This is a genomic window from Streptomyces sp. H39-S7 (assembly GCF_027158205.1).
Lineage (GTDB): Bacteria > Actinomycetota > Actinomycetes > Streptomycetales > Streptomycetaceae > Actinacidiphila.
Window position 1 is genome coordinate 36,244 of the sequence record NZ_JAPVLU010000030.1, and the last position, 15,743, is coordinate 51,986.

Consider the following 15,743-nt stretch of genomic DNA (forward strand, 5'->3'; position numbering starts at 1 on the left):
TCTGCAATTATTGTGAAGTCTTGTAAGGCGCATTCGCAACGTTGTTGGGAAGTGAACCCCCCATGCCTCTCGCACTGCTGGCCCTCGCCCTCGGGGCCTTCGGGATCGGCACCACCGAGTTCGTGATCATGGGGCTGCTGCCCGAGGTCGCCGCCGACTACGGCGTCTCGATCCCGACCGCCGGATTCCTGGTCACCGGCTACGCCCTCGGCGTGGTGCTCGGCGCCCCGCTGATGACCGTCCTCGGCACCCGGATCTCCCGCAAGCGCATGCTGATGCTGCTGATGGGGCTGTTCATCGCGGGCAACGTGATCTCCGCGGTCGCCCCGGTGTTCGGCGTGATGCTCGCCGGCCGGATCGTCGCCTCCCTCGCGCACGGAGCGTTCTTCGGCATCGGCGCCGTCGTCGCGGCCGGCCTGGTCGCCCCGGCGAAGAAGGCCGGAGCGATCGCGATGATGTTCACGGGACTGACCGTCGCCAACCTGGTCGGAGTGCCGCTCGGCACCCTCGTGGGCCAGAACTTCGGCTGGCGCACCACGTTCTTCGTCGTCGCGGGACTCGGCGTCCTGGGCCTGCTCGGCATCGCCAGGCTGCTGCCCGAACAGCCCCGCCCCGAAGGCGTACGGCTGCGCCACGAGATCGCGGCCTTCCGCAACGTCCAGGTGCTGCTCGCGATGGCGATGACCGTGCTCGGCTTCGGCGGGGTCTTCGCCGCCATCACCTACATCACGCCGATGATGACCGACGTCGCCGGCTTCGCCGACACCTCCGTCACCTGGCTGCTGGTCCTGTTCGGCTTCGGCATGGTCGGCGGCAACCTGATCGGCGGCCGGTACGCCGACCGCCATCTGATGCCCATGCTCTACGTGACACTGGGCTCCCTCGCCGTCGTCCTGGCGCTGTTCACCTTCACCGCCCACAACAAGATCACAGCCGCGGTCACCATCATGCTGATCGGCGCCCTGGGCTTCGCGACCGTCCCGCCGCTGCAGAAGCGCGTACTGGACCAGGCGGCCGGCGCCCCGACCCTCGCCTCCGCCGTGAACATCGGCGCCTTCAACCTCGGCAACGCCCTCGCGGCCTGGCTCGGCGGCCTGGTCATCGCCTCGGGGCTCGGCTACACCGCGCCCAACTGGGTCGGCGGCGCGCTCGCCGCCGCCGCGCTGGTGCTCGCGATCGTGTCGGGCTCCCTGGAGCGCCGGACCACCGGCCGCGACCGGCTCACCGCCGACACGGTGCCCGCCGCGTCCACCGAGCGCGAGCCGGTCCCCGTCCCCGCCCACCTCTGAACCGTCCCGCCCCACCACCGTGGGACCCCACCACCGTGGGACCCCACCACTGCGGGACCCCACCCCCACCACCCCTTGAGGAGCACACCCCCATGAGCACCACCACCGCCCCCGCCGCAGTCCTCCCGCTGTCCATCCAGGACGCCGAGGCCCTCGTCGAAGCCGCCCGCGCGGCCGCGGAGACCGCCGGAGTGACGGTCAGCGTCAGCGTTCTCGACGCGGGTGGCCACCTGCTGGCCTTCCGGCGCGACGACCGGGCGGTGCTGATCTCCGGCGAGACCAGCACCCGCAAGGCGTTCACCGCCCTGCAGTTGAACGCCGCGACCGCGGACCTCGTCGAGGCGGTCCAGCCCGGCGCCCCGTTCCACACCCTGCCGACCGCCCTCGACCGGCCGCTGCTCTTCATCGCGGGCGGCGTTCCCGTCCACCGCGGTGGACGTCTGATCGGTGCGATCGGCCTCGGCGGCGGCGCCCCCGAGCAGGACCACGGCATCGCCGTCACGGCGCTGCGCGCGCTCGGCGACGTGGCCTGACCTCCGGCAACAGCACGGTGGACCGCCCGATCCGGGCGGTCCACCGTGCTGTCCGCCGGAGTCGCCGTCACCTGTTGCTGATCTGCACCTTCCTGATGTCCACGGGAAGGGCCGGATAGCCGTCGCCGGGGCCGTTCTGGTCGTCCTCGCCGCCCGCGGCGATCTTCCGCAGGACGTCGAGGCCCGCGGTGACCTTGCCGAACGGGGTGTAGGCGGGGGAGAGCTTGGTGTCCTTCCAGACGAAGAAGAACTGGCTGCCGTTGGTGTTCGGGCCGGCGTTGGCCATCGCCAGCGTCCCGGCCGGATAGGTGGCGCCCGTCAGGTTCTCGTCGGGGAAGGAGTACCCCGGGCCGCCGCTCCCGGTGCCGGTCGGGTCGCCGCACTGCAGGACGTACAGCCGCTGGGTGGTGAGGCGGTGGCAGTGCGAGCGGTTGAAGTAGTCACGCTCGGCCAGGAACCGGAACGACCAGGTGGTACACGGGGCCTTGTCCGTCAGCATCCTGACGGTGATGGCGCCCTGACTGGTCTTCAGGGTGGCGGTGTACGGCCTCGCGGCCTTCCGCGCGTCGAAGACCGGTATCCCCTTGAAGTTGTCGGCGGGGACGGCCGCGGTGTACGCACAGGGGAGGGGCGCCGGCGGCGGATCGTCGGCGGCCGCGGCCGTCGTCATGCCGAGCGGGAGTACTGCGGCGGCGGTGAGCAACGCCCATTGCTTGCGCTTCATACGAGAACCCTCCGGATCGGACCTGGCATGGCCGCACCATGCCTGCCCGATCTCCTGGGGGCTAAGCGCCGCAAGGGCCCGGTGGGGCGTGATGGCCGAAACCGGCGTGTCCCGCCCGCATTCCGAACACGCGAACCGGTGGGCCGGCGGGCCCCCTTCTCGTCCGGGGGCCCGCCGGACGGTCACACCTTGCGGTACGTGTACGCCTCCTCGGCCGCGGCGACGACCGCCGCCAGGTCCGCCCCGGCGGACGCGGTGACCACCGCGGCGACCGCGCCCTCGACGAAGGGCGCGTCGACGAGCCGGGTGCCCGGGGGCAGTTCGTCCTCGTCGGCCAGCATCGCCTTGACGGTGAGCACGGCGCTGCCCAGATCGACCAGGACCGCCACCCCGGCACCCCGGTCCACCGAGCGCGCCGCCGCCGCGATCAGGTCGGAGCTGGTGCCCAGGCCACCGTCGGGGGTTCCGCCCGCCGGGGCGACGGGCGCTTCGGCCCCGCCGCCGGCCAGGCCTGTCGCGAGCCCGCCGACCGCTGCGGCGACCGCCGCGCTGTGCGACACCAGGACGATGCCGACCAGGCCGTCGCTCATGCGACCGCCTCCGCCGCGGTGTCCGCGAACGCGGCGACCAGCAGCGCGGCCGAGGTCGCACCGGGGTCCTGGTGCCCAATGCTGCGCGGTCCGAGGTAACTCGCGCGCCCCTTGCGGGCCTGCAGGGGAACGGTCGCCGCCGCACCCTCGTCCGCGGCGATCCGGGCGGCGGCGAGGCCGTCCGCGAGCCCGGAGCCCGCGTCCAGGGCGAAGGACAGGGCCTCCACCGCCGGGACGAGCGCGTCGAGCATGGTCTTGTCGCCCGGTATGGCCCCCCCGAGCTTCCCGACCGCCTCGACCCCCGTGCGCAGGGCGTCGCGGAACTCCTCCGGGGTGGCCTCGGTGCCGTCGCCCAGCGCCTTGCCCGCTCTGCGCAGCAGCGTCCCGTACAACGGGCCGGCCGCCCCGCCCACGGTGCTGATGAGCTGCGCCCCCACGAGGGTGAGCACCCCGCCCGGGGTCTGCGGCGGCTCCGACTCCACCGCCGCGTGCGCCGCGGTGAAGCCGCGCCGCAGATTGCTGCCGTGGTCGGCGTCGCCGATGGGGGAGTCGAGTTCGGTCAGCCGGTCCGCCTCGCGGTCGACGACCGCGGCCGCCGTGGCCAGCCAGCGGCGTACGAAGTCGGCGTCGACCACCGGGCCGGGAGCCGTGGATGCGTTCATGCGGTCCTCTCTGCGGATCTACTGACTTCGACGACGTGACTCAGCAGCCCCAGCGCAGCGCCGGCGTGGAGACCGGGGCGTCCCACAGCCGCAGCAGCTCCTCGTCCACCTGGCACAGGGTCACCGAGCAGCCGGCCATGTCCAGGGACGTCACGTAGTTGCCGACCAGGGTGCGGGCGACCGCCACGTTGCGTTCGGCCAGTGCCCGGTGCACCTCGGCGTTGAAGCCGTACAGCTCCAGCAGCGGGGTGCCGCCCATCCCGTTGACGAGGGCGATCACCGGCGCGTCCGGGCGCAGGTCCTCCACGACCGCCTCGACGACGACATCGGCGATCTCTCCCGAGGTCATCATCCCCCGGCGCTCGCGGCCGGGCTCGCCGTGGATGCCGACGCCCAGCTCCAGTTCACCCGCGGGCAGATCGAAGGTGGGGCTGCCCTTGGCGGGGGTCGTGCACGCGCTGAGCGCCACGCCGAAGCTGCGCGAGGACTCGTTGACCCTGCGCGCCAGCGCCTCGACCCGCTCCAGCGGCGCGCCCTCCTCGGCCAGGGCGCCGGCGAGCTTCTCGACGAAGAGCGTCGCGCCGGTACCGCGCCGGCCGGCCGTGTACAGGCTGTCGAGGACGGCGACGTCGTCGTTGACGACGACCTTGGCGATCTGCACGCCCTCGTCCTCGGCGAGCTCGGCCGCCATGTCGAAGTTCAGCACGTCGCCGGTGTAGTTCTTGACGACGAAGAGCACGCCCGCGCCGCTGTCCACGGCGGCGGCCGCGCGGACCATCTGGTCCGGTACGGGCGAGGTGAAGACCTCGCCCGGGCAGGCGGCGTCGAGCATCCCTCGGCCGACGAATCCGCCGTGCAGGGGTTCATGGCCGGAGCCGCCTCCCGAGACCAGGCCGACCTTGCCCGCGACCGGCGCGTGCCGGCGGACGATCAGTCGGTGGTCGACGTCGATGAGCAGCTCCGGGTGGGCGGCCGCCATGCCGCGCAGGGCGTCGGCGACCACGCTTTCGGCCACGTTGATGAGCATTTTCATGAGGTGCGGCCCTCCGCTTCAACAGCTGTCGTTGCGTCCACTGTGCACGCAAGGCAGCCTACGGACCGGACCCGGTGAAGGCACCCCGGGCGCAGCAGGTAGTCACTGAGCGTCGCCGACGCCATGCCGACGACCATGACCTTCAGCGGGCCCGCGGCGGTGGGCACGGTGGTCGCCCCGGAGACGGCGGAGCCGTTCGGCGCGAAGCGGTCGTGGTCACCGTCGGTGACCGGGACCGGCCTGCGGGGCTCCCGACCTGCCGCCGTCGTGCCACCGGAGCCGGGGCCGGGGCCGGGCACCCGGCGGAGGACGGTTTCGCTCCGGAGCCTTCTGGCATACTGCGGAAATCCTGTGGCAGTTGGAGAGTGGGTCCGGTTTTGAATAATAGTCAACAGCGTGGAACGGACCTTCCGCGCGGACCGCGCGGCACCGACCGGTCCCTGGCGCGGCGGGCCGAACTCATAGCCATCGGGCGCAAGTTGTTCGCCAACACCTCGTACGACGCCCTGTCGATGGACGACATCGCCCGGCACGCGGGTGTCGCCAAGGGGCTGATCTACTACTACTTCAGGAACAAGCGCGGCTATTACCTCGCCATCGTGCGGGAGTCGGTCGAGGAGCTGGTGGTGCGCGCCTCCAGTACCGCGGACCTGCCGCGCGCCGAACGCGTGCACCGCACCATCGACGGCTATCTGCGCTACGCCCAGCACAACCAGGCCGCCTACCGCACGATCGTGAGCGGCGGCGTCGGCTTCGACGCCGAGGTGCACGCGGTCCGCGACGCCGTGCGTGAGGAACTGCTCGCGGCGATCGCCGAAGGCGCGTACGGGCACCGGGAGCTTCCGGTGCTGGCGCGCACCGCGCTGGTCGGATGGCTGTCGGGGGTGGAGGGCGTGACCCTGGACTGGCTCGGTCACCAGGGTCTGGAGCGGGACGTGGTGCGCTCCCTGCTGGTGCGCATGCTGCGCGACACCTTCCTGGCGATCCAGGACTTCGACCCGGCGTGCCCCGCCCCGGTCACGGACTGACGACCGCCGGCCGCGGGGCGCTACCCCTTCCGAATTACTGGAACGCGTTCTAGTCTGTGCGCCGTCGCCGCAGGGACCGGGGACCCGGAGACCTCAGGAGGGGCCGTGCACCTCGACTACACACCCGAGCAGCAGCATCTGCGCGTGGAGCTGCGTTCGTACTTTGCCGGACTGGTGCCGGACAACGTCTACGCCCGCTACGCCGATCCCGCGGCGCAGAAGAAGTTCTACCGGGACACCGTCCGCCGGCTCGGCGCCGACGGCTGGCTGGGCATCGGCTGGCCCGCCGAGTTCGGCGGCCGGGGGCTGTCGCCGATGGAGCAGTTCATCTTCTTCGACGAGGCGGCGCAGGCGGGTGTGCCGCTGCCGCTGATGGCCCTGAACACCGTCGGTCCGACGATCATGCAGTTCGGCACCGAGGAGCAGAAGGCGTACTTCCTGCCGAAGGTCCTCGCCGGCGAACTGGACTTCGCGATCGGCTACTCCGAGCCGGACGCGGGCACCGACCTCGCCGCGCTCAAGACCCGCGCGGTGCGCGAGGGCGACGAGGAGACCGGCACCTACACCGTGAACGGCCAGAAGATCTGGACCACCAACGGCGACACCGCCGACTGGGTGTGGCTCGCCGTCCGGACCGATCCCGAGGCTCCGCCGCACAAGGGCATCACGATGCTGCTGGTGCCCACCTCCGACCCCGGCTACTCGTGCACGATCATCAACACCCTCGCCTCGCACGACACCACCGCCAGCTACTACGAGGACATCCGGGTGCCGGCGAGCCGCCGGGTCGGCGCGGAGAACAAGGGCTGGCGGCTGATCACCAACCAGCTCAACCACGAGCGCGTCACGCTCGCCGCCCACGGCACCATGGCGATCCGCGCCCTGCACGACGTGCAGCGCTGGGCCGCCGACACCAAGCTCGCCGACGGCAGCCGGGTCATCGACCTGGGCTGGGTGCGGCGCCGGCTCGCCATGACGCACACCCGGCTCGACGCGATGAAACTCCTCAACTGGAAGATGGTGGACGCCGTCCAGCAGGGCACGCTCACCCCGCAGGACGCCTCCGCGGTCAAGGTCTACGGTTCCGAGGCCCGGCGTGACGCCTACGCCTGGCTGATGGAGATCGCCGCCGCCGCGGGCCCGCTGAAGGAGGGCTCCGCCGGCGCGGTCCTCCACGGCGAGCTGGAGCGCGGCTACCGCAGCGCGGTCATCTTCACCTTCGGCGGCGGCAACAACGAGATCCAGCGGGAGATCATCTCGTGGATCGGCCTGGGTATGCCGCGCGTCCGCCGTTAGCGTGGGAGGGGGAGTACACCGGTGGGGGTGCACCCGGGCGGCGAGGAGGCGGCGATGCGTGACGCGGACCCCGGGCTGTTCGGACCCGGCTCCGTCACCTGGCAGCTGCACGGCGACCCGATCATGTGGGTCGCCGGGGTGCGGGCCCTGTACCTGCAGGCCCTGCACCCCCGGGCCGTCCAAGGCGTCATGCAGAACTCCGACTTCCGCAAGGACGCCTGGGGGCGGCTGCTGCGGACCGCCGACTTCGTCGGCACGATCACCTACGGGACCTCCCTGCAGGCCGAGCGGGCGGGGGCCAGGATTCGCGGCATACACCGCCGGCTCGGTGCGACCGATCCGCGCACCGGCGAGCGGTTCGGCGTGGACGACCCGGACCTGCTGCTGTGGGTGCACTGCGCGGAGATCGACTCCTACCTCGCGGCCGCCCGCCGGTCCGGTCTGCCGCTCACGGGCGGCCAGGCCGACGCCTACGTCGACGAGCAGCGCACCGCCGCCCGGCTGGTCGGCCTGGACCCCGCCACAGTCCCCGGCGGCACCGTGGCGCTCGCCGACTACTTCGAGCGGGTCCGGCCCGAGCTGGCCGCCACCGAGGACGCGTACGCGGTGTACGAGTTCCTGCGGGCGCCGCCGGTGCCCTGGCCCCTGGTCCCGGCCAGGGCCGCGCTGTGGAGCCGGGTCGCGGACCTCGCCTACGCCGCGCTGCCGCCCTTCGCCCACGACCTGTACGGCCGACCCGCGCCGTCGGCCACCGCCACCGGGCTGAGGCTGCGGCTGGCCGGCCGGGCGCTGCGCACCGTCCCCCGCCGGCTGCGTTGGCAGCTGCCGCCGGGACATATCCTCAAGGCGGTGGGGCGGCTCGGGCCCGGAAGCCACCCGTCCGTGTACAAGCTGCGCGAAGGGGCTCGTTCCCTGCCGTAATGCGACGTGCCGCCCGGCGGTGGCTGCGGCCATACTGGAAGCCGGGGGAAGTACGCGGAACGACGGGGGCGGCGGCGGATGATGGCGGCTGTACACGATGGAAGTGGCACGCTGATCCAGAGCCGGTACCGGCTGAACGAGCTGATCGGCCGGGGCGGGATGGGTGAGGTCTGGCTCGCGCTGGACGAGTCGCTGGGGCGGCGGGTGGCGGTCAAGTGCCTCAAGCCGCTGAGCCCGGCGGCGGACGCCGGGTTTACCCGGGTCCTTCAGGAGCGCTTCCGGCGCGAGGCCCGGGTGGCCGCCTCGCTGCAGCACCGCGGGGTGACGGTGGTGCACGACTTCGGTGAGCACGACGGCGTGCTGTTCCTGGTGATGGAACTGCTGGACGGACGCAATCTGCTCCAGGTGCTGGACGACGCCAGGCGCCAGCCGCTGCCGGTTCCCGACCTGATGGACATCGCGGAACAGGTCGCGTCGGCGCTGGCCTACACCCACGCCCAGGGCATCGTGCACCGGGACCTGAAACCGGCCAACATCATCCGGCTGAGCGACGGCGCGGTGAAGATCTGCGACTTCGGCATCGCCCGGCTCGGCCACGACATCGGCTTCACCTCGCGCCTCACCGGCACCGGCATCGCCATGGGGACGCCGCACTACATGTCGCCGGAGCAGATCGGCGCGTCCGAGGTCGACCAGCGCAGCGACCTGTACTCGTTCGGCTGCGTGCTGTACGAGCTGGCCATCGGGCGGCCGCCGTTCGACATGGACGACGCCTGGGCCGTGCTGGTCGCGCACCGCGACACCGTGCCCGAGCCGCTGTGCGCCGGCCGGCCCGACCTGCCGCGGGAACTGGAGCGGCTCATCCTGGACCTGCTCGCCAAGGACCCGGACGACCGGCCGCAGAACGCGGCCGACGTCGGCGGCCGGCTGAAGGCGATGCGCGGCGCCCCGGAGCGCCCGGTGGTCCCGCTGCCCGGCTGGGCGCGCGGCCTGGCCTCCGACTCCGGCGCCCGCGCCACCCGTGCCTTCCACGCGGCCGCGCCGCCGCGCCACGCCCTCACCGGCGCCTGGTCCACCCGCACCCCCTCGGGCACCGTCGCGCCCGCGCCCGAGCAGCTCGCGACGCTGGCCGCCCGGCACACCGAGGGCATCGACCTGGAGCGGCTGGGCCGCTGGCAGGAGGCGTACGACCTGCACACCGCGGTCGCCGCGGAACGCGACCGGGCGCTGGGCACCGAGCACCCGGACACCCTGACCAGCCGTCATGAGGCGGCGTCCTGCCTGGCCCGGCTGGGCAGGACCGAGGACGCGATGCGGCTGTACGACTACGTCGCCGGCGTCCGGCAGCGGGTCCTGGGCCCCGACCATCCCGACACCCTCGCCGCCCGGCACGAAGCGGCGTACGCGCTGGGCCGGCTCGGCCTGCACCTGGAGGCCCACCAGGGCTACTCCGCGGTGCTCGCCGCCCGGGAGCGCACGCTGGGCGCCGAGCATCCCGACACCCTGCGCTGCCGGCACAACCTGGCTTTCAACCTGGGCCGGCTGGGGCGGCTCGACGAGGCGCACGCGCTGGCCGTCGAACTCGCCGCGGTGCGGGCCGCGGTGCTGGGCCCCGACCACGCCGAGACGCTGGTCACCCGCTACGAGGTGGGTTACGTGCTGGGCCAGCTCGGTCACTGGGCCGAGGCGCTGGAGGTGTACGGGGACGTGGCCGCCGCCCATGAGCGCACCCAGGGAGCGGGCCACCCCGACACGCTGGCCGCCCGCTACGAGATGGGGATATGCCTGGGCCGGCTGGGGCGCAGCACCGAGGCGCTGGAGCTCTACCGCGACCTGGTCGCGGCCCGCACCCGCACCGCGGGCCCGTCCGACGCCGAGACGCTGCGCGCCCGGCACGCCCTGGGCGTCAACCTCGGCCGGCTCGGCCGCTGGGACCAGGCGCTGGCCGAGGCGGAGCACGTGGCCGGGGTCCGGCAGCGGGCGCTGGGCGCGGACCACCCCGACACCCTCGTCAGCAAGCGGGAGGTCGCAGTGGGGCTCGGCTGGCTGGGCCGCTGGGAGACCGCGCTGAACGTGTACCGGGAGGTCGCCGACGCGCGGACGCGGGTACTCGGCCCGGCCCACCCCGACACCCTCACCAGCCGCAACGACGAGGCGCACTGCCTGGAGCAGCTCGGCCGCTCGGCGGAGGCGCTGGCGCTCTACCGCAGGGTCGCGGCGCAGCAGGGCGGTCCGCAGCGGCTGTAGGGGTCCCCGGGCTCCGTAAATATCTGACGTTGCGTCAGATAATCTCTTCCGTCTCCACGCCCGCTGCGGCATCCTGCCCCTCATGGAGACGGAGCTGAGCAAACGGCTGGGTATCGAGCACGCCATCTTCGGCTTCACGCCGTTCCCCGCGGTGGCCGCGGCCATCAGCCGCGCGGGCGGGATGGGCGTGCTCGGTGCGGTGCGCTACTCGGACGCGGACGAACTCGCCCGCAGCCTGGACTGGATGGAGGAGAACACCGGCGGCCGGCCCTACGGCCTGGACGTCGTGATGCCCGCCAAGAAGGTGGAGGGCCCCGGAAAGCAGGCACTGAGCGAGGCCGACATCGAGGCGATGATCCCCGAAGGGCACCGCGAGTACGTCCGCCAGGTGCTCGCCAAGCACGGCGTGCCGGAGCTGGGGCCGGACGACGTGTCGGGGTGGCGGATCACCGGCTGGATGGAGCAGGTCGCCCGCAACCAGCTCGACGTGGCCTTCGACTATCCGATCAAGCTGCTGGCCAACGCGCTGGGCTCACCGCCCGCCGACGTCGTCGCCCGCGCCCACGAGCACGACATCCTCGTCGCCGCCCTCGCCGGCAGCGCCCGGCACGCCGGGCACCACAAGGACGCCGGCATCGACATCGTCGTCGCCCAGGGGTACGAGGCCGGCGGCCACACCGGTGAGATCGCCAGCATGGTGCTGGTGCCCGAGGTCGTCCGAGCCGTCGAGGGCCTGCCCGTGCTGGCTGCGGGCGGCATCGGCACCGGTGAACAGGTCGCCGCGGGCCTGGCCCTGGGTGCCCAGGGCGTCTGGCTCGGCTCGGTGTGGCTCACCACCACCGAGGCGGAGCTGCCCTCGCGGGTCCTCATCGACAAGCTGCTGGCGGCGGGCTCCGGCGACACCGTCCGGTCCCGGGCCCTGACCGGCAAGCCGGCCCGCCAACTGCGCACCGAGTGGACCGACGCCTGGGAGGACCCGGCCGGACCCGGCACCCTGCCGATGCCCCTGCAGGGCCTGCTGGTCGCCGACGCGGTCTCCCGGATCCAGAAGTACGAGACCGAGCCGCTGCTCGGGACCCCGGTGGGGCAGATCGTCGGCCAGATGACCTCCGAGCGCAGTGTCCAGGCCGTCTTCGACGACCTCACCCGCGGCTTCGAAAAGGCCGTCGACCGCATCAACCGCATCGCCGGCCGAGCCTGAGCCGAGCCTGAGGAGGCCCGCATGACTTCCACCGCTCCCAACGGCTTCTGGGCACAGGCCGCCCAGGACCCCGACCGGCTGGTGCTGGTCGCCCCGGACGGCGACGAATGGAACGCCGGACGGCTCAGCGCCGCCTGCAACCAGCTCGTCCACGGACTGCGCGAGGCCGGCCTCGAACCCGGGGACGCGTTCGCGGTCGTGCTCCCCAACAGCGTCGAGTTCTTCACCGCCTACCTCGCCGCGTTCCAGGCCGGCTTCTACCTGGTGCCGATCAACCACCACTTCGTGGCACCCGAGATCGCCTGGATCCTGTCCGACTCCGGCGCCAAGGTCCTCATCGCCCACGAGCGGTTCGCGGCCGACGCGCGGGCGGCCGCGGACGAGGCGGAGTTCCCGGCGGACCGGCGGTTCTCGGTCGGCGAGGTGCCGGGCTTCCGGCCATACGCCGACCTGACCGACGGGCAGCCGGTCGGCGCGCCCGCGGACCGCACCAGCGGCTGGGTCATGAACTACACCTCGGGCACCACCGGACGCCCCCGCGGCATCCGCCGGCCGCTGTCCGGCAAGCTCCCCGAGGAGACCTATCTCGGCGGGTTCCTCGGCATCTTCGGCATCAAGCCGTTCGACGGCAACGTCCACCTCGTCTGCTCGCCGCTCTACCACACCGCCGTCCTGCAGTTCGCGGGCGCGGCGCTGCACATCGGGCACCCCGTCGTCCTCATGGACAAGTGGTCGCCCGAGGAGATGCTCCGCGTCATCGACCGCCACCGCTGCACCCACACCCATATGGTGCCCACCCAGTTCCACCGCCTCCTGGCCCTCCCGGAACAGGTCAAGGAGCGCTACGACGTCTCCTCGATGCGGCACGCCATCCACGGCGCCGCGCCCTGCCCCGAGCACGTCAAGCGCGCCATGCTCGACTGGTGGGGGCCCTGCGTCGAGGAGTACTACGCCGCCAGCGAGGGCGGCGGCACGTTCGCCCCCGCCGCCGACTGGCTCAAGCGGCCCGGCACCGTCGGCAAGGCATGGCCGATCAGCGAGATCGCCATCCACGACGACGACGGCAACCCGCTGCCGGCAGGCGAGGTCGGCACCGTCTACATCAACATGAAGACCGGCGGCTTCAGTTACCACAAGGACGAGGGGAAGACGCGGAAGAACCGCATCGGCGACTTCTTCACCGTCGGCGACCTCGGCTACCTCGACGAGGACGGCTACCTGTACCTGCGCGACCGCAAGATCGACATGATCATCTCCGGGGGCGTCAACATCTACCCCGCCGAGATCGAGGCCGCGCTGCTCACCCACCCCGCCGTCGCGGACGCCGCGGCCTTCGGCATCCCCCACGAGAGCTGGGGCGAGGAGGTCAAGGCCGTCATCGAACCCGCCGCCGGCCACCGGGCGGGACCCGAACTGGCCGACGAGATCCTGGCGCATTGCGAGAAGCGGCTCGCCGGCTACAAACGGCCCAGGACCGTCGACTTCATCACCGAGATGCCCCGCGACCCCAACGGCAAACTCTACAAGCGGCGGCTGCGCGACCCGTACTGGGAGGGGCGCGACCGCGCGCTGTGAACCGCCCTCCGCGGGGGAACGCCGTCAGATCTCCGGCGGCGGGCCCCAGCGGCCCGGGTCCGGGCGGCCGAACGGCAGGCCGGCGCTCTCGCAGGCCCGGCGCAGCTGATCGGTGTCCGGCAGGTCGAAGCTCTCCTTGCGGATGACCTGGCCGGTCGGCGACCAGACGAAGAGCGCCTCCTGGCCCTCCTCGTGGGTGTCGACGCCGATGCCGCCGATCGCGGTGCGGGGGTGCTCCCACCGGGTGCGGCCCGAGCCGCCGCGTGAGGCGAGCCGGATGCCGTCCGGGCCGAGGGCCAGTCCCGGGCGGCGCAGGTCGTACAGGCCGCCGAACAGCGCGCCGGCGGCCGCGGCCGCCGGCAGGCCCCACAGGAGCCAGTTCATGTCACCGCTGAGATAGCGCGTCTTGAAGCCGGCGACGCCCACCACGACGACCATGAGCACGGCACCCGCGAGGTAGTACCACTTGCGGGTGGACCAGGGCATGTCCAGCACGACGGGCTCGGCGGACGTCACCGCGGGCGCGGCCGGCCGGTCCTGGACGACGCCGGCCGCCAGGCTCGCGTAGGCCGCCGACTGGTAGGCGTCGTGCTCCGGATCGGTGACCGGATAGCCGAAGGCCCTTGCCCGGTCCCGCAGTTCGGTGCGGGAGACGCGGAGCGCGCTGAGCGGCGCGTTCAGCTGCTCGGTCCCGTCCGTGCCGCGCAGCCGCAGCCAGGGGTGGCCGTGGCGGGTGTTGATCTCCAGGGCGCCGATGTCCGCGCGCTGCACCCGGATCTCCGTGCTGCCGCCCTCCCAGCGCAGGTACTCCGAGGTGACGGTCAGGACCGCGTCCGGGGCGACCTGGTGGGGCAGGAAACCGGGCCGCAGGTCGTAGGCGCGGCTGCGCGGCCCGTCCTCGATCACCCGGTAGCCGCGGGACCGCAGCACCGCGAACAGCTCTCCCGCCGGGATCCGGCCGGTGTGCGCGGTGCCCAGCAGCGCCAGGTCGTGGCCGTAGACCTGCAGCAGCGCCGCCGGCCCGCCCCCGCCACCGGCCGTGCCGGCGGCGGAGAGCGGCTGCGCGACGAGGCCGGCGATGCGCTCGGCGGCCAGGTCGGTGGTGCCGAAGACCGGGTCGAAGGCGGTGATCCGCTCGGGCGAGACGGTCCAGCGCGCGGGCCGGTCCCCGGCCAGCCGGACGAGGTACCCCGCGGCCAGGGCCAGCACCGCGATGCCGAGGGCGTTGATCAGCGCGACCCGTCCGGGAACCGCCGCCGCCGAACCGTCGGTGACCGCCGCGACGACCAGCGCGGTCGCCCCGACGGCCGACGCCGCCAGCCGGCGGCCGTACTGCCGGGCGCGCAGCCCCGGTTCGGCCCGGGACAGCTCCACCGCGCCCTCCTGGGCCGCGGGCAGCGGGCCCTCCGCCGCGGCGGTCAGCAGTGCCGCCTCGCGGCGGGCGAAGACCGTCTCCCAGTGCACCGCCGCGCCCGAGGCCGCGCCCTGCTCGTCCGTGATCCGGACCGGGGCGCCGAGCCGCCGGGCCGTCAGATGGAACGGGAACATCGCCAGCCCCATGTCCTCCACGCCCATCGAGCAGAGCTTGCCGACGTTCGTCGCCCCGTACTCCGCCGGCGCCAGGACATCGAGTCCCGGCACCAGGACGGTCAGCGGATGGTCGCGGGAGAAGGAATGGGTCACCCGCACCCGGCCGCCCCGCAGTTGCTGCAAGCCGCTCGCGCTCAGCCGCCAGAACGTCAGCGGCCGCAGCCGCCACCACAGCGTGGCCGCGCCCCAGGCGAGCGCCGCGACCGCGAGCGGCACCACCACCCGCAGCAGCCGGTCGTCCGCCAGCGCGTAGGCGATGACGCCCGCCAGGGCGGCCGTCGACGGCGGCATCCACCAGGGCGCCGGGTCCGTCCGCAGCCGGTTGCTCTCCAGGACGGCCCCGGCACCAGGACCGGTGACCGCCCCGGGGGGCCGGGGCGAGGAGGCGTGCGACGGCTGCATGAGTGGCCTTCTCCCGAGACAGGGGTGGTCCGAATATCCTTTCAGACGCCCGTGGCGACGGATCCTCAGCCCGCGCGGTCAGCCGACCCGCGCGGCGATGGCATGGGCGCACACCAGCGTCGGGGTGCTGGTGGTGTCCACCTCGAAGTCGTACTCCACCCCTTCGTGCACGATCAGGGCCTGGCTGCGCGCCATGCCCCCGGGCCGGTCGCCGCGCGCGGCCTCCCGCTCCTCGGCGACCCCGGCCTCGCACCGCACGCCGACCCACAGCACGTCGAGCCCGACCAGCGCGGTGCGCCACCTGGCCTGCGAGTCGGCGCCGCCGAGGAAGACGTCGTCGACGACGATCCGGGCACCGGCGCGTGCCATGGCCGCGATCCCCTCGGCCCAGGCCACGTCGAGCAGCCGGAACACGGCCCCGGTGGTCACCTCGCCGTCCGGACCGAAGACGATCCCCGCGTCCGAGGCCCGCATCGCCGCGGGCAGCGCCTCGACCAGGGTGTCGACGCCGAACGACAGCCACGGCTCCGGAAGGACGCTTTGCAGACAGCGGGCGAGGCCGCTCTTCCCCGAGCTCGATCCGCCGTTGAGAACGATCACCTGAGTGGGCATTGCGCCACCGTAGGCGTCGGGAGAGGAAGCGGCCACCGGA

At 73.1% G+C, this 15,743-nt stretch carries 14 protein-coding genes; 8 read left to right on the top strand and 6 right to left on the bottom strand.

The window, feature by feature from the left end:
• Window positions 1-62 precede the first annotated feature (62 nt).
• A complete protein-coding gene (locus O3X23_RS26735) occupies window positions 63-1,289 on the top strand; it encodes an MFS transporter (RefSeq protein ID WP_269274116.1) in 1,227 nt (408 codons plus the stop codon).
• A 92-nt stretch (window positions 1,290-1,381) separates the two neighbouring features.
• Window positions 1,382-1,822 carry a GlcG/HbpS family heme-binding protein gene (locus O3X23_RS26740; protein ID WP_269274117.1) on the top strand — a complete coding sequence of 147 codons (441 nt, stop codon included), beginning with the start codon at window positions 1,382-1,384 and terminating at the stop codon, window positions 1,820-1,822.
• Window positions 1,823-1,889: 67 nt separating this feature from the next.
• Here the strand turns inward: O3X23_RS26740 and O3X23_RS26745 are convergent, their stop codons facing one another.
• From O3X23_RS26745 to dhaK, 4 genes are all read right to left on the bottom strand, one after another.
• A complete protein-coding gene (locus O3X23_RS26745; RefSeq protein ID WP_269274118.1) occupies window positions 1,890-2,546 on the bottom strand; it encodes a peptidylprolyl isomerase in 657 nt (218 codons plus the stop codon).
• A 182-nt stretch (window positions 2,547-2,728) separates the two neighbouring features.
• Complete coding sequence (locus tag O3X23_RS26750; RefSeq protein WP_269274119.1) at window positions 2,729-3,136, bottom strand: PTS-dependent dihydroxyacetone kinase phosphotransferase subunit DhaM; 408 nt, start codon at window positions 3,134-3,136, stop codon at window positions 2,729-2,731.
• Window positions 3,133-3,771, bottom strand: a complete 639-nt coding sequence (gene dhaL, locus O3X23_RS26755) for a dihydroxyacetone kinase subunit DhaL (protein ID WP_443047985.1) — start codon at window positions 3,769-3,771, stop codon at window positions 3,133-3,135. Before dhaL ends, O3X23_RS26750 begins: the two co-directional genes overlap by 4 nt.
• Before the next feature lie 67 nt (window positions 3,772-3,838).
• Window positions 3,839-4,831, bottom strand: coding sequence for a dihydroxyacetone kinase subunit DhaK (gene dhaK / locus O3X23_RS26760; RefSeq protein WP_269274121.1), 993 nt, complete (start codon window positions 4,829-4,831; stop codon window positions 3,839-3,841).
• Between the two features lie 377 nt (window positions 4,832-5,208).
• On the opposite strand from dhaK, the gene O3X23_RS26765 reads away from it, so the two are divergent.
• From O3X23_RS26765 to O3X23_RS26790, 6 genes are all read left to right on the top strand, one after another.
• Window positions 5,209-5,859 carry a TetR/AcrR family transcriptional regulator gene (locus O3X23_RS26765; protein WP_269274180.1) on the top strand — a complete coding sequence of 217 codons (651 nt, stop codon included), beginning with the start codon at window positions 5,209-5,211 and terminating at the stop codon, window positions 5,857-5,859.
• Window positions 5,860-5,964: 105 nt separating this feature from the next.
• Complete coding sequence (locus O3X23_RS26770) at window positions 5,965-7,155, top strand: acyl-CoA dehydrogenase family protein (RefSeq protein WP_269274122.1); 1,191 nt, start codon at window positions 5,965-5,967, stop codon at window positions 7,153-7,155.
• Window positions 7,156-7,209: 54 nt separating this feature from the next.
• The gene (locus tag O3X23_RS26775; protein ID WP_269274181.1) at window positions 7,210-8,076 is read left to right on the top strand and encodes an oxygenase MpaB family protein; all 867 of its coding nucleotides are present in this window, start codon (window positions 7,210-7,212) and stop codon (window positions 8,074-8,076) included.
• Between the two features lie 78 nt (window positions 8,077-8,154).
• The gene (locus O3X23_RS26780) at window positions 8,155-10,323 is read left to right on the top strand and encodes a serine/threonine-protein kinase (protein ID WP_269274123.1); all 2,169 of its coding nucleotides are present in this window, start codon (window positions 8,155-8,157) and stop codon (window positions 10,321-10,323) included.
• Window positions 10,324-10,405: 82 nt separating this feature from the next.
• The gene (locus O3X23_RS26785; RefSeq protein ID WP_269274124.1) at window positions 10,406-11,524 is read left to right on the top strand and encodes an NAD(P)H-dependent flavin oxidoreductase; all 1,119 of its coding nucleotides are present in this window, start codon (window positions 10,406-10,408) and stop codon (window positions 11,522-11,524) included.
• A gap of 21 nt (window positions 11,525-11,545) precedes the next feature.
• Window positions 11,546-13,099, top strand: coding sequence for an acyl-CoA synthetase (locus tag O3X23_RS26790; protein ID WP_269274125.1), 1,554 nt, complete (start codon window positions 11,546-11,548; stop codon window positions 13,097-13,099).
• A gap of 24 nt (window positions 13,100-13,123) precedes the next feature.
• Here O3X23_RS26790 and O3X23_RS26795 read toward each other — a convergent pair whose 3' ends face one another.
• Together O3X23_RS26795 and cpt are read right to left on the bottom strand one after the other, a co-directional pair.
• Complete coding sequence (locus O3X23_RS26795) at window positions 13,124-15,091, bottom strand: hypothetical protein (protein ID WP_269274126.1); 1,968 nt, start codon at window positions 15,089-15,091, stop codon at window positions 13,124-13,126.
• Between the two features lie 78 nt (window positions 15,092-15,169).
• A complete protein-coding gene (gene cpt, locus O3X23_RS26800) occupies window positions 15,170-15,703 on the bottom strand; it encodes a chloramphenicol phosphotransferase CPT (protein ID WP_269274127.1) in 534 nt (177 codons plus the stop codon).
• Window positions 15,704-15,743 lie beyond the last annotated feature (40 nt).